The sequence below is a fragment of the Phenylobacterium sp. genome (assembly GCF_030693405.1).
Lineage (GTDB): Bacteria > Pseudomonadota > Alphaproteobacteria > Caulobacterales > Caulobacteraceae > Phenylobacterium.
Window position 1 is genome coordinate 32,200 of record NZ_JAUYAW010000064.1, and the last position, 14,039, is coordinate 46,238.

Consider the following 14,039-nt stretch of genomic DNA (forward strand, 5'->3'; position numbering starts at 1 on the left):
CTAGCGTCGCGGCACGTGGGCCAGACGCAGGATATTGGCCGCGCCTGGCGAGCCCATGGGCAGGCCCGCCAGGATCAGGATACGGCGGCCCGGCGCCGCCAGGCCCAGGTCCCGGGCGATCTCGGTGGCGATCTTGGCCAGGGATTCAGAATCTGTCGGCTGCGGCACGACTCGGGCTTCCACGCCCCAGGTCAGGGCCAGGCGCCGCGCGACGCCCACATGGGGCGTGAGCGCCAGGGCCGGCTGCAGCGGCCGTTCGCGGGCCAGGCGCAGGGCCGTCTGCCCGGTGGTGGTGAAGCTCGCCAGACAGACGATGGACCGCCCTTGCGCGGCCCGGCCGGCGGCGGCCACCAGGGCGTCGGCGTCGGCGTCCTCGATCGGGTATTCCGCCGCCATCAGCTCGGGCCAGCGGGGGTCGCGCTCCACCCGGCAGATGATGCGATCCATGATCGACACCGCCTCCAGGGGAAAGTCGCCCGCCGCGGTCTCGGCCGACAGCATCAGGGCGTCGGCCCCCTCATAGACTGCGCCGGCCACGTCGGAGGCCTCGGCCCGCGTGGGGGTCGGAGCGGTGGTCATGGATTCCAGCATCTGGGTGGCGACGATCACCGGCAGGCCCCGGGTGCGGGAGGCGCGGATCAGCGCCTTCTGGACCACCGGCACATCCTCGGGCGCCAGCTCCACCCCCAGGTCGCCCCGGGCCACCATCACCCCGTCGCAGAGGTCGAGGATCTCATCCAGGGCGTCCAGGGCGGCGGGCTTTTCGATCTTGGCCAGGACCGCGGCCCGGCCCTGGACCAGCTGGCGCAGCTCGGCCATGTCGGCGGCCCGCTGGACGAAGGACAGCGCCACCCAGTCGACCCCATGTTCCAGGGCGAAGGCCAGGTCCTTGCGGTCCTTGGGCGTCAGAGCCGGAATGGGGATCGGGTGGCCGGGCAGGTTGAGGCCCTTGTGGTTGGACAGGGCCTCGCCCACCACCACCTCGGTTTCGGCGAAGTCCTTGCCGTGGCGCACCACCCGCAGGCGCACCCGGCCGTCATCGATCAGGATGTCGGCGCCAACCTTCACCGCCGCCAGGATTTCAGGATGCGGCGCGCAGACCCGGGTGGCGTCGCCAGGAGTCGGGTCGAGATCGAGGCGGAAGGCCTGTCCCGGACGGATCGAGACCGGCCCGTCGGCGAAGCGGCCGAGCCGCAGCTTCGGACCCTGCAGGTCGGCCAGCACGGCCAGGGGCCGACCGACGGCGGCCTCGGCGCCGCGCACGGTGGCGATGGCCTTGGCGTGATCCTCGTGCGACCCGTGGCTGAAATTCACCCGGAAGACGTCAGCGCCCGCCCGGGCCAGGGCCTCAACCTGATCAGGACTGCGGCTGGCAGGGCCCAAGGTGGCGACGATGCGGGCGCGGCGGGCTCGAATCATGGGTTCCCCGTTTGGCTGCGGACCCCGCACGGGGCCAAGAGGGCGGCGAGTCGCTCGGCGCGGCCACGATTACAGCTTAGCAAACGGCGCCCGCGCGCCGTCGAGAAAAAGGACGCACAGCCCATGCGACACAACACCAGCGAGGCCCTGGCCCTGTGATCCAGACCCTGGACCTGTTTCCCATCGGCAACTGCTCGGCCAGCGCGCTGATCGACCGGCATGGACGTTTTGTCTGGGGCTGCGTGCCCCGGGTGGACGGCGACCCCTTCTTCTCGGCCCTGCTCAGCGACCGCGATCCGGCCGACCGGGACGTCCAGGGCCTGTGGGACATCCAGGCCGAGGGCCTGGCCCAGACCCGCCAGACCTATCTGCGCAACACCCCCATCGTGCGCACCGAACTGACCAATAAGGACGGGGAGAGCCTGGAGATCCTCGACTTCGCCCCCCGCTACCGGCAGTTCGGACGGATCTACCGGCCCATGGCCATGATCCGGCTGATCCGGCCGATCAGCGGCGCCCCGCGCATCCGCATCCGCATGCGGCCCAGCATCAACTGGGGCCAGGCGCCCGCCCGCCAGACCACCGGCTCCAACCACATCCGCTATGTGGGCGGCCCGACCACCATGCGGCTGACCACCAACGCCCCGGTGAGCCACATCACCGAGGAGCGTCTGTTCCGCCTGGAAGAGCCCATCGCCATGTTCCTCGGCCCCGACGAGGGGTTCGACGCCGATGTGATGGCCACCACCACCCGCATGCTGACCGAGACCACCCACTATTGGCGCGAATGGGTGCGCACCCTGTCGGTGCCGCTGGAGTGGCAGGAGGCGGTGATCCGTTCGGCCATCACGCTGAAGCTCTGCGCCTATGAGGAGACCGGCGCCATCGTCGCCGCACTCACCACCTCCATCCCCGAGCATGCGGAGTCCGGGCGCAACTGGGACTATCGCTACTGCTGGCTGCGGGACGCCTATTACGTGGTCCAGGCCCTGACCCGCCTGGGCGCCGCCGACATGCTGGAGAACTACCTCTCCTACCTGCGCAACCTGGTGGCCGAGGCCGGCGGCGGCCATGTGCAGCCGGTCTATGGGGTCGGGCTGGAGCCGGGGCTGACCGAAAAGATCGCCACCGCCCTGCCCGGCTATCGCGGCATGGGGCCGGTGCGTATCGGCAACCAGGCCCACGAGCATCTACAGCACGACGTCTATGGCCAGATCATCCTGTCCACCGTCCAGGCCTTCTTCGACGAGCGCCTGCTGCGGCCGGCCACGGTGGAGGATTTCCGCGCCCTCGAGCCCGTCGGCGAGCGGGCCTATGAGGTCTATGCGACGCCGGACGCCAGCCTGTGGGAGTTCCGGGGCCGCGAGGCGATCCACACCTATTCGGCGGTGATGTGCTGGGCGGCCTGCGACCGGCTGGGCAATGCGGCGGTACAGCTCGGCCTGCTGGAGCGGGCGGCCCTGTGGAACGCCCGGGCCGATGAGATGCGCAAGGTCATCGAGGACCGCGCCTATAACGAGGAGCTGGGCCGCTACGCCGCCACCTTCGATGGGGACGAGCTGGACGCCAGCCTGCTGCAGCTGGTGGACGTGCGCTTCACCCCGGCCACCGACCCGAAGATGGCCGCCACCATCGCGGCGGTGGAGAAGGGCCTGAGGCGGGGCCCCTACATGCTGCGCTACGCCCTGCCCGACGATTTCGGCGAGCCGAAGACCGCCTTCAACATCTGCACCTTCTGGCTGATCGAGGCCCTCTATCTGAGCGGCCGCAGCGAGGAGGCCCGGGCGCTGTTCGAGGAGATGCTGACCAGGCGCACGGCCGCGGGCCTGTTGTCAGAGGACATCTCCTTCGACGGGAACGAGCTGTGGGGCAACTATCCCCAGACCTATTCCCTGGTCGGGCTGATCAACTGCGCGACGCTTTTGTCCAAGCCCTGGGCCGCGGTGCGCTAAGGCCGCCTCAGCCCGCCTCAGCCCGCCGGCGGCGGGGTGAAGCCGCGGACATTCTCGTCGATGGACTGGGCCAGGGACAGGAGCCGCGCGTCGGTCCCATAGCCGCCAATCAGCTGGGCGCCCACCGGCAGGCCGTCGGCGGCGATCCCGGCCGGCAGGGTGGTGGCCGGCAGCAGGCAGGCGGTGGCCAGGGCGATCCAGCCCAGCATGGTGATGTAGGGCGCGCCGCTCCCGTCGGAGAACTGCAGCCGCCGGGAGGCGAACGAGCCCTGGCTGTGGGGGAAGGCCGTGCCGGGCGCGATGGGCGCCAGGATAGCGTCATAGCCCTCGAACACCGCCTCCATCTCCCGGCGCAGGCGGGCGCGGATGGCGTCGGCCGCCAGCCAGTCCCGGTGGCGGGCGGTATAGGCCATCACCGAACCAGCCCAGGAGAAGGGGCCCGCGCCCCGGGCCCTTGCGAAGCGGGCGGCCGGACGCATCAGCTCCATGCGGCGGATTTGCTTGGCCGGCAGGTCGGCCCCGATGATCGAGCCCAGCAGCATCAGGTAGGACTCCAGCAGGGTCTCGACGTCCACCGGCGGGGAGATCACCTCGACCTGGGCGCCGGCCGCGGCCAGCTCCACGCCGTAAGCCTCCAGCACCGCCTTGACCTGCGGATCGAGCGGCAGGCCCGGCGCCTCCAGCCAAAGCCCGATGCGGGCCTTGGTCAGGTCGGCGGGCGGCGCCTTGGGCGAAACCCCGCCGTCGGCGATCACCGACAGCAAGAGCCGCAGGTCCCGGGCCGAGCGGGCCATGGGGCCGATGACGTTCAGGTCCGGCTCCTGCCAGGAGCCGGGCCTGGGCGGCACATGGCCATACTGGGGGGTCAGCGCCCAGGTGGGCTTGTGCGAGAAAACCCCACAGAAATGGGCCGGCACCCTCAAGGACCCGCCGATGTCCGAGCCGATCTCCAGGGCCGTGACCCCGGCCGCCAGGGCCGCGGCCGCCCCGCCGGACGATCCGCCGGGCGTACGGCTCACATCCCAGGGATTGTTGGTCGTCCCATAGAGGCCATTGAAGCTCTGCCAGTCCCCCGCCATGACCGGCACATTGGTCTTGCCCCAGATCACCGCGCCGGCCCGCCTGGCCTGCGCCACCACCGCGGCGTCCTCGGCCTGGCGGCGGCGATGGACCTCCAACCCCGCCGAGGCCGGCATGCCGCTGACGTCCAAGGTATCCTTGATGGTCATGGGCAGGCCGGCCAGCGGCCCCAGCGCTCCGCCCCGGGCGCGGATGTCGTCAATGGCCTTGGCCCGCTCCAGGGCCCGCTCCAGATCGGCCGCGACCACGGCGTTCAGCCGCCGATGGGTCTGTTCATGGCGGGCCAGGGTGAGCTTCAGCAGCTCCACGGCGGTGACCCGGCCAGACGCCAGCAGGGCCAGCTGGCCCGAGGCGTCGAGGCTGAGCAGGTCGAGATCGCCGCTCACTGGGCGGCCTCGGCCGCGCGGGATTTCAGACCCAGCACATCCTGCATGTCATAGGCGCCCGGCGGCTGGCGCACGGCCCAGAGGCCGGCCTCCACAGCCCCGCGGGCGAACAAGCTCCGGTCCCTCGCCGAATGGGACAGGGTCAGAATCTCGTCATCAGCGGCGAAGACCACCGAATGCTCGCCAATGATCCCGCCGCCGCGCATCACCGAATAGCCGATCTCGCCGTCCGGCCGCGCGCCGGTGATCCCGTCCCGGGCGGCCCGGGCCACGGTCTCCAGGGCCACGTCGCGCCCCTGCGCGGCGGCCTGGGCCAACATGATCGCCGTGCCGGATGGCGCGTCCACCTTGCGCCGGTGGTGGGCCTCGAAGACCTCGATGTCGTAGTCGGCCGCCGCCAGGGCCCGGGCGGCCTGGGCCACCAGGCCCAGCAGCATGTTGACGCCCAGGGAGAAATTGCCCGCCCGCACGATGGGAATGGCTGTCGCCGCCTGTGCGATCACCGCGATCTGGTCGGCGTCAAAGCCGGTCGAGCCGATCACCAGGGCGATATCGCCCCGGGCGGCGCACACCTGGGCCAGCTCGCAGGAGGCCTGAGGCGTGGAGAAGTCCACCACCACATGGGCCGCCGCCAGCGCGCTGGCCTGATCCACCAGCCGGGGATCATCGGCCCCCGGCCGATCGAAACAGGCGAACACGCCCGCATCGGAGCGCGCCTCCAGCACGGACACCACCGCCTGGCCCATCCGGCCAAGGGCGCCTGAGACAGCGAAACGAACAGGTGCGGTCAGGACGGTCTCTCCGGGGCTTGGCGACGCAAGGCAGCGAATGTCGCCCCTGGGCGTGTGGGGTCAAGGGCGCAGGTGGGGCGGGGCGTTTAACCCGTCGCCAGCCAGTCCTCGCAGCGCAGCCCGTCGACCCGGCGAAACTCAGACAGATTGCCGGTGATCACGGTCAGGCCCCGGCTGCGAGCGTGGCCGGCGATCAGGAGGTCATAGCCGCCGATCATCTCCCCCCGCGCCTCCAGATTGGCGCGGATATCGGCGGCGTGGTCGGCGGCGGCGGCGTCGAAGGCCAGCACCTCCAGCCGCGCGGCGAACCGCTCCACCTCATTGCGATTATGCGCCGGCCGCGCCGACTTGGCCGCGCCATGCAGCAACTCGGTCAGCACGATGGTGGAGATGCAGAGGCTGTCGGCCTCCAGATTGAACCGCTCGCGAACCTGAGGCGGCCGGTCCCGCAGCACCCGGATGCAGAGATTGGTGTCCAGCAGGTAGCGCAGCATTCAGAACGGCTCGCGGCCTTGCGCCGCCGGCTGATCCCGCTCGCCCAGATCCACCCCCGGCGCATCGAAGAAGTCGTCCCAGATGGCGTCGGCCGGCACGATGACCCGCCGCTTTCCATCCCGAAGCACCGCCACGGCCCGCACGCTGTCGGGAAAGGCCACGTCCTTGGGCAGGCGCACAGCCTGGGAGCGGTTGGACTGAAACAGGGTCGTGCGGGTCATGGGGCGCCTCTTGGGATATACGCAAGGTATATCCCACCTTGGGGTGAATCAAGGTCGGGGGTGGCCTTGAGCCGTTCAATCTCCTGGGCGAAGCGTCGCCACCCCCCCTGTCGCCCATAGTTGACATGTAACTGGAGAGCGCCAAGGTCACTGGGCGTAAATGGGAGACTTGAGCGGATGCCTCTGAAGACCAGCCGCTTTGATGCGGCCGCAGTTCTGGACACGCCCGAGGCGATCGAAGCCTTTCTGGAGGACGCATTCGAGTCAGGCGACCCGTCCTTCATCACCCACGCCCTGGGGATCGTCGCGCGGGCCAAGGGGATGTCGCAACTGGCCGAAGAAACCGGCCTCTCCCGCCAGGCCCTCTACAAGGCGCTCAGCGCCGAGGGCCGCCCAGAGTTCAGCACCGTCCTGAAGGTGGCCAGCGCCCTGGGCTTCCGCCTGCATCCGGAGCGGGTGGCGGAGGGCGCCTGAGCGGGCTCGCGGTCGGCTGAACGAGCGTGGCTCAGTCAGGCCCCCTTGAGGCGCTCGATCTCCCGGGCGAAGGCGGCGCGGAGTTCGTCAGCCTGATCCTGCGGCAGCCAGTTGGCCATCTGCGGAAACACCGTCTCCCACATCAGGGCGTCGCGGGCGGCCCAGGGCATGGTCTGCGCCCCCTGAACCTGCGCCAGCAGCCCGTGCAGCCGCTTGCGGATGGAGGCCGGGTCCGGCGCATAGCTGCGAACCGGCGGTTGCATTCGGTTCTTGCTGTCGCCGAACAGGCTGAGTTGTCGTGGCGTCTCGGCCATAGGGGTCAGTTCACGGCCTCTGGCTTGGCGCCTGCGCGCGCGCACTGGCCGGCAGGCGGCCATGGCGTCGGTGATGGGCGCCCGCTTCGTATGGTCATCCATTGCATCATCTCCGACCACACCGAGTATGTGGTCCTGACCAAGATCAAGCCGGATAAGCGGACGCTCGTCCGCGTGCACCAGGCGGACTTCGCCGCTCAAAGATCACACGCTCTATATCAAATCAAACTGATACTGATAGAGATGATCTACAGCTCGATCAGGTGATGTGGCAATTAAATTGCAGCCTCTGAAATATATAGGAAGTTGATTTATAACTGAGGAGTGCAACCCAAGTGTGGTGCCATACACAGTCTTGCCGCTGTAGTCTATACCCTCAAAAATGAGCTCCATCCCCTGCCTGTGGAATGAATATCCAAGAAAAACTAATCTCTCACACGTCGATACATAACTCTTTATCTGTGATAGGTGTTTCTCGTTTGTAAGGTCTTCAGAGTAAGTCTTGATGCGCTTCGCGACAGTCGACACGCATGTTTCATCTGATCCGCCGAACTCGACAGCTTCATCCACGCTTCTTATGCTAGGGAGGCGGCCCAACGATCCATAAACGTGGGTGATTGGCACATCGCTGACAGCGTCCTCAGCAACTTCCTGGGATACGCCGAACGCATCCCTGACCGAGGCAACTAGAAAATGCTCTACGCAGCGGTCATAGTTGAATATCACAAATGAGACGCTAGATAGCGCATGCCGAATTTCGCTTGGTTGGTGACCTCGCTTTATTTTTTGAAACAGAAATCCCAACCACGTTTCAGATAGGGAGGCATATCCATTTACCCTCTCATCGACGTTCGACGATTTGAGTTCGCACATTGGATACGACGCCGCCTCGGCGTTTAGAATGCACTCTGCGATGGCCATCCGGCAAAGTCTGACGACAAGTCTATTCTCTCGAAAGTCGTACAGAAAATCATCTACAGAAGCTGAGTGCAAAATTGCGCCTCGAATTATGGACGCGGCCTCCATAATCTGATCAGGTTTTTCCTGCAGCGCGTTCACTGCTCGACCAAATCGGTCAGTGTTGTTCAAGAATGCAACACTGTTAAGGCAAACCAATGTGTTCCTGACCCGATCCTTCAGTCCCACTCCCAGCGGGAAACCAAACTCCGCGCTTGCGCCAGCGCCGATCACGAAACACGTTGAACGCTTCATGGAGCCCCACACAGGCAATAGTGTCAGAGGTGCTTGCCGCTTCGGCTGAATTTCCCTGGATAGGACGGGCCGCGGCTATCAGAAAGCGCTGCCCGCAAGCAACGACGAGCTAAAGTTGCACAATGCGGTGCCGCTAGCCATAGCATGTGGAACTTTAGGCGCATCCCCCACCGTCACCCCACGCCCGCCGCCCGACACGCCCACCACCCCCCGCAATTCCTACCGCCCCGCGGGAGTCTTGCGGTTGTGGCGGGGGGGCGGGGTATGTAGGTTGCGGCCCTCTTCCATCACCAGTGTCTGCAAGGACCGTCCGCGCTCATGAGCGACGCCGAGAAACGCACCTTCACCGACGAGGAGGCGCTGAGCTTCCACCGTCTGCCCACCCCTGGGAAAATCGCCATCGTGCCGACCAAGCCGATGGCCACGCAGCGGGACCTCTCGCTGGCCTATTCCCCCGGCGTGGCCGTACCGGTGCTGGCGATCGCCGAGGATCCGGACAAGGCCTATGACTATACCTCCAAGGGCAACCTGGTGGCGGTCATCTCCAATGGCACGGCCATCCTGGGCCTGGGCAATCTGGGGGCCCTGGCATCCAAGCCGGTGATGGAGGGCAAGAGCGTCCTCTTCAAGCGCTTCGCCGATGTGGACTCCATCGATGTGGAGGTCTCGGCCACCGACGCCGATGAGATCATCACGGTGATCAAGAACATCGGCATCACCTATGGCGGCATCAATCTGGAGGACATCAAGTCCCCCGAGTGCTTCCGCATCGAGACCGAGCTGCAGGAGCTGCTCGACATCCCGGTCTTCCATGACGACCAGCATGGCACGGCGATCATCTCGGCCGCGGGCCTGCTCAACGCCTGCAAGATCACTGGCCGGTCGCTGGCCGATGTTAAGGTGGTGCTGTGCGGCGCCGGGGCTGCGGGCATCGCCTCCCTGGAGCTGATGAAGGCCATGGGGGTGCAGCATCAGAACTGTATCGCCGTGGACAATACCGGCGTCATCTATCGCGGCCGCTCCGAAGGCATGAACCAGTGGAAGTCGGCCCACGCCATCGACACCGACAAGCGCACTCTGGCTGAGGCCCTGGAGGGCGCCGATGTGTTCCTGGGGCTGTCGGTCAAGGGCGCGGTGACCCCGGAAATGGTCGCCTCCATGGCGCCCAATCCGATCATCTTCGCCATGGCCAATCCCGATCCGGAGATCACGCCGGAAGAGGTCCACGCGGTCCGCAAGGACGCCATCATGGCGACGGGCCGCAGCGACTATCCCAACCAGGTCAACAACGTCCTGGGCTTCCCCTACATCTTCCGCGGCGCGCTGGACGTGCGCGCCCGGCGGGTGAACATGGAGATGAAGATCGCCTGCGCCCAGGCGCTCGCGGCTCTGGCCCAGGAAGACGTGCCCGACGAGGTGGCCGCGGCCTATCACGGGGTGCAGCTGAAGTTCGGCCCGCAATACATCATCCCGAGCCCCTTCGATCCGCGGCTGATCTCCTACATCCCGCCGTTCGTGGCCCAGGCGGCCATGGACACCGGGGTGGCGCGCAAACCGATCGAGGACATGGACGCCTATCGCGCCCAGCTGGCCCAGCGGCTCGATCCCACCGCGGCCTTCCTGCAGAAGCTGCAGGGCTCGGTCCTGTCGGGGCCAAAGAAGCGCGTGGTGTTCGCCGAGGGCGAGGAGCCCAGCGTGATCCGCGCGGCCTACGCCTTCCAGACCGCAGGGCTCGGCGAGGCCATCCTGGTGGGCCGCGACGAGCTGGTGGCCGAGAACATGCGCGCCGTGGGCCTCAGCCCCACCGACGCCAATCTGCGGGTGGTCAACGCCCGGACGTCGGACCACAATCCGGAGTTCGCCGAGTTCCTCTACAAGCGCCTGCAGCGTCAGGGTTATCTGATGCGCGACGTGCAGCGGCTGGTGAACCAGGACCGCAACACGTTCGCCGCCTGCATGGTGGCGCTGGGCCACGCCGACGGCATGGTCACCGGGGTGACGCGCTCCTACGATCAGGTGCTGGACGAGGTTCTGCGGGTGATCGATCCGGCCCCGGCCGGTCGGGTGATGGGCATGTCAGTGCTGCTGGGCAAGGGCCACACCCTGTTCATCGCCGACAGCAATGTCACCGAAATGCCCGAGGCCGAGGACCTGGTGGAGATCGCGCTCGAGGCCGCGCAGGCCGTCAAGGCGCTGGGCTACACCCCGCGTCTGGCCTTCATGTCCTATTCCACCTTCGGCAATCCCATGGGCGACCGCTCCGAAAAGGTGCGCGACGCCGTGGCCATGCTCGATGAGATGGAGCTCGACTTCGAATATGAGGGCGAGATGCCGCCTTCGCTCGCCCTTGAGCCCGAGCGTCGGGGCAACTTCCCCTTCATGCGCCTGACCGGCCCGGCCAATGTGCTGATCATGCCGGCCATCCACTCGGCCTATATCTCGACCCAGCTGGTGCAGGCCTTTGGCGGCGCCACCCTGGTGGGCCCGATCCTGCTCGGCCTCGAAAAGTCGGTGCAGATCGCGCCCCTGTCCTCCTCGGTCACCCGCATCCTGCAGCTGGCCACCCTGGCCGCCTACGACCTGCGCCAGACCGAGGCGCCGCGCTGATGGCTTACGGCGCCCGCCAGCTTATCTGACGGATCGCGCGCCTTCGGGGCGGCGGGCGATCCGCCGTCCGCCCCCCGAAGGAGTCCGCGCCATGAGCGCCCCGCCCATGACCTCGACCCCTGCAGGCCTCAGCCTGGGGATCGACTTCGGCACCACCAACACCGTGCTCGCCCTGGCGGCGCCCGGCGCGCCCGCCAGCCTGGCGCGCTTTCCGGCGCCGGACGGCGATGTGTTCGCCTTCCGCTCGGCGCTGGCCTTCCACGCGCCCCCGGACCAGCCCACTGAGCGCACGGTGGAGGCCGGCCCCTGGGCCATCGAGGCCTATGTGGAAGACCCGCTGGAGACCCGCTTCATCCAGTCCTTCAAGACCTTCGCCGCCTCAGCGAGCTTCACCGAGACCCAGATCCTGGGACGGCGCTACGCCTTCGAAGACCTGCTCTCGGCCTTCCTGTTCAAGCTGCGCGAGCACGGGGGCGAGACGCTGGCCCACCTGCCGGCCCGGGTGATTGTTGGCCGTCCCGTCACCTTCGCCGGCGCCGCGCCTGATCCGCGCCTGGCGCTGTCGCGCTACGAGACGGCCTTCGCCCGACTGGGATTCTCCGAAATCCTCTATGTCTATGAGCCGGTGGGCGCAGCCTTCTTCTTCGCCCGCACGCTGAAGGCCGACGCCACCGTCCTGGTGGGCGACTTCGGCGGCGGCACCAGCGACTTCTCCATTATCCGCTTCAAGCGCGATGGCGAGGGCGCGTTCCGGGCCGAGCCGCTGGGGCGTTCAGGCGTTGGCGTGGCCGGCGACGCCTTTGACTACCGGATCATCGACCAGCTGGTGTCGCCGGCGCTCGGCAAGGGGTCCAGCTACAGGACCTTCGGCAAGACCCTGCCCATCCCCAACCGCTATTACTCGGCCTTCGCCCGCTGGGACCAGCTGGCCCTGTTGCGGGCCTCCCGGGACATGCGCGAGATCCGCAAGCTCGAGCGCGAGGCCGTGGAGCCTGAGAAAATCGCCCGGCTGATCGAAATCCTCGACGACAACCACGCCTATCCCCTCTACCGGGCCGTCTCGCGCCTGAAGGAGACCCTGTCGCGTCAGGATCAGGCGCGCTTCGCCTTCGAGGCCGGCGGGGTCTCCATCGTCCGCGATGTGGCGCGGGGGGAGTTCGAATCCTGGATCGCCCCGGAACTGGGCAAGATCGAAGGCGCCGTGGACGAGGCCCTGGAGGGCGCCGGCCTGACGCCCGACGGGATCGACCGGGTCTTCCTCACCGGCGGCTCATCCCTGGTGCCGGCGGTCCGCGCCATTTTCACCCGCCGCTTCGCGCCGGAGACGATCGAGACCGGCGGGGAGCTGGAGTCCATCGCCTCGGGCCTCGCCCTCATGGGCCACGAGCCCGACCTCGCCCGCTGGGGCGAGCGGGCAGTCTTGGCTTAAGCCTGACGCGCGTTTCGTCCGATAACCGGTTCCCACTTATCGGAATGCGCTCTAGGCCGGGACGACCACCGCCTCGCCGGCCGGAACCGCCAGTTTCGCCCGGGTGCTGACCGCGCCGCCGGGGGCGCTGACCTTGTCCATCACGCGGAAGGCGGTCTCGAACCGCTCTGGCGTCACCTCGCAGAGCAGGTAGCCCCGCTGGGAATTGTTGAACTTCAGCTGCGGATTGGCCGCCTGGACCTGCGCCATCCGCGGCGACTGGTCGGTCCCGTCGCCGCCTGAGGTGATGGAGGTGGCCACGAACTCGGTGGCGATCGCCCGTCGCTCGGGCTCACGGCCGTTCAGGTGCAGCTCGCCCGCATAGTTCTGATGCTCGTCCCCGGTCAGGACCACCGGATTGGACACCTGACGGTCGCGGATATGGCGCAGCAGGCGGGCGCGGGGGGCGCGATAGCCGCTCCAGGAGTCGGGATTGGCCATGTAGCCCGGCCCCGGATCGCGATCGACGTCCATGACCATCACCTGCTGGGCCAGGACGTTCCAGCGGGCGGGCGATGACGACAGGCTGTCGAACAGGAACTGTTCCTGCGCCGCCCCCAGCATCTCGGCCTGCGCCCGCTCCAGCTCATTGCATGCGCCCCAGCGCCCGCCGCAGGGCTGGCCGGTGCGATACTGCCGCGTATCCAGCAGGTTCAGCCGCAGCAGGCTCCCGTAGTCGGCCCGCCGGTAGAGCCTCATGGCCGGGCCGGCCGGGAAGGCCGAGCGCCGCAGGGGCATGTGCTCGTAATAGGCCTGCATGGCCGACTGCTGGCGCAGGCGGAAGATGGCCGGGTCGGTCCCATCCTGGTCGAGGTCGGCGGCCCAGTTGTTGTCGATCTCGTGGTCGTCCCAGGTGACGAACCAGGCGGCCGCGGCGTGGCTGGCCTGCAGGTCGGCGTCCATCTTGTACTGAGCGTAGCGCCGCCGGTAGTCGTCCAGGCTGTAGGTCTCCTGACCCACATGCTGGCGCTGGTTGGCCTGGGGGCCGGCCGCGGAGTTCCACACCCGGGCCGAGCGGCCCTCATAGATGTAGTCCCCGTAGCAGAAGACGAAGTCGAGCTCGTCCTCCTCCGCCAGCCGCCGGTGGGCGGTGTAAAAGCCCTGTTCGTAGTGCTGGCAGCCGACCACCCCGAACCGCGCCCGGGCCAGGGTCGCCCCGGCCGCGGGCATGGTGCGAGCCCGGCCTGCGAGACTGCGCTCGGCCCCGGCCATGAACCGGTAGTGATAGGTCCGCGCCGGCGACAGGCCGGCCACCTCCACATGGACGGCATGGGCCAGTTCAGGCCTAGCCACGGCCTCGCCCTTGGCGGCGATGCGGGCGAAGGCCTCGTCCTCAGCCACCTCCCAGCTGACCGGCACGGGCCGGGCGGGCATGCCGTAGCCCGGCGCCAGGGGGTCCGGCGCCAGCCGCGTCCAGATGACGAAGCCGTCCGGGGCCGGGTCGCCGGCGGCGACGCCCAGCTGGAACGGATAGTCGGCGAACACGGGCTGGGCCATCGCCTGGCGCGGGTCCAGCGCCGGCGCCAGGAAGGCCCCCAGGCCCGCGGCCAGCATCCGTCGGCGCGACAGGCTCAGGGCTCGGGTGATGTGATCGTCCATGCGCGCCTCCCCAGGAACGCT

Annotated in this window: 12 protein-coding genes; 4 read left to right on the plus strand and 8 right to left on the minus strand. The window is 68.0% G+C overall.

The features are described from left to right. Positions 1-1,419: a pyruvate kinase gene (gene pyk / locus Q8N19_RS13445; protein WP_305591468.1), complete on the minus strand. Its 1,419-nt coding sequence runs from the start codon at positions 1,417-1,419 to the stop codon at positions 1-3. A 155-nt stretch (positions 1,420-1,574) separates the two neighbouring features. On the opposite strand from pyk, the gene Q8N19_RS13450 reads away from it, so the two are divergent. Further along, positions 1,575-3,371 carry a glycoside hydrolase family 15 protein gene (locus Q8N19_RS13450; protein ID WP_305591470.1) on the plus strand — a complete coding sequence of 599 codons (1,797 nt, stop codon included), beginning with the start codon at positions 1,575-1,577 and terminating at the stop codon, positions 3,369-3,371. A gap of 17 nt (positions 3,372-3,388) precedes the next feature. Here the strand turns inward: Q8N19_RS13450 and Q8N19_RS13455 are convergent, their stop codons facing one another. From Q8N19_RS13455 to vapB, 4 genes are all read right to left on the minus strand, one after another. Continuing rightward, entirely contained in the window at positions 3,389-4,837 is a 1,449-nt protein-coding gene (locus tag Q8N19_RS13455) for an amidase family protein (protein WP_305591472.1), read from the minus strand. Then, positions 4,834-5,628 (minus strand): 4-hydroxy-tetrahydrodipicolinate reductase, encoded by a 795-nt coding sequence (dapB, locus tag Q8N19_RS13460; RefSeq protein ID WP_305591676.1) that lies wholly within the window; start codon positions 5,626-5,628, stop codon positions 4,834-4,836. The genes Q8N19_RS13455 and dapB overlap by 4 nt, the downstream gene beginning before the upstream one ends. An 86-nt stretch (positions 5,629-5,714) precedes the next feature. Continuing rightward, positions 5,715-6,122 (minus strand): tRNA(fMet)-specific endonuclease VapC, encoded by a 408-nt coding sequence (gene vapC, locus Q8N19_RS13465; RefSeq protein ID WP_305591474.1) that lies wholly within the window; start codon positions 6,120-6,122, stop codon positions 5,715-5,717. Further along, positions 6,123-6,344, minus strand: a complete 222-nt coding sequence (gene vapB, locus Q8N19_RS13470; RefSeq protein ID WP_293321750.1) for a type II toxin-antitoxin system VapB family antitoxin — start codon at positions 6,342-6,344, stop codon at positions 6,123-6,125. It lies immediately after the preceding gene. Between the two features lie 177 nt (positions 6,345-6,521). Here vapB and Q8N19_RS13475 point away from each other — a divergent pair, with 177 nt between their 5' ends. Then, positions 6,522-6,818, plus strand: a complete 297-nt coding sequence (locus Q8N19_RS13475; protein WP_305591476.1) for an addiction module antidote protein — start codon at positions 6,522-6,524, stop codon at positions 6,816-6,818. A 35-nt stretch (positions 6,819-6,853) separates the two neighbouring features. Here the strand turns inward: Q8N19_RS13475 and Q8N19_RS13480 are convergent, their stop codons facing one another. Beyond that, positions 6,854-7,234 carry a hypothetical protein gene (locus Q8N19_RS13480; RefSeq protein WP_305591478.1) on the minus strand — a complete coding sequence of 127 codons (381 nt, stop codon included), beginning with the start codon at positions 7,232-7,234 and terminating at the stop codon, positions 6,854-6,856. A gap of 111 nt (positions 7,235-7,345) precedes the next feature. Beyond that, positions 7,346-8,344, minus strand: a complete 999-nt coding sequence (locus Q8N19_RS13485; RefSeq protein WP_305591480.1) for a hypothetical protein — start codon at positions 8,342-8,344, stop codon at positions 7,346-7,348. A 318-nt stretch (positions 8,345-8,662) separates the two neighbouring features. On the opposite strand from Q8N19_RS13485, the gene Q8N19_RS13490 reads away from it, so the two are divergent. Both Q8N19_RS13490 and Q8N19_RS13495 read left to right on the plus strand, forming a co-directional pair. Further along, positions 8,663-10,951, plus strand: coding sequence for an NADP-dependent malic enzyme (locus Q8N19_RS13490; RefSeq protein ID WP_305591482.1), 2,289 nt, complete (start codon positions 8,663-8,665; stop codon positions 10,949-10,951). A 91-nt stretch (positions 10,952-11,042) separates the two neighbouring features. After that, the gene (locus Q8N19_RS13495) at positions 11,043-12,380 is read left to right on the plus strand and encodes an Hsp70 family protein (protein WP_371133855.1); all 1,338 of its coding nucleotides are present in this window, start codon (positions 11,043-11,045) and stop codon (positions 12,378-12,380) included. A 51-nt stretch (positions 12,381-12,431) separates the two neighbouring features. On the opposite strand, the gene Q8N19_RS13500 is transcribed toward Q8N19_RS13495, so the two are convergent. Further along, the gene (locus Q8N19_RS13500; protein WP_305591484.1) at positions 12,432-14,018 is read right to left on the minus strand and encodes an alkaline phosphatase; all 1,587 of its coding nucleotides are present in this window, start codon (positions 14,016-14,018) and stop codon (positions 12,432-12,434) included. Between the last annotated feature and the right edge of the window lie 21 nt (positions 14,019-14,039).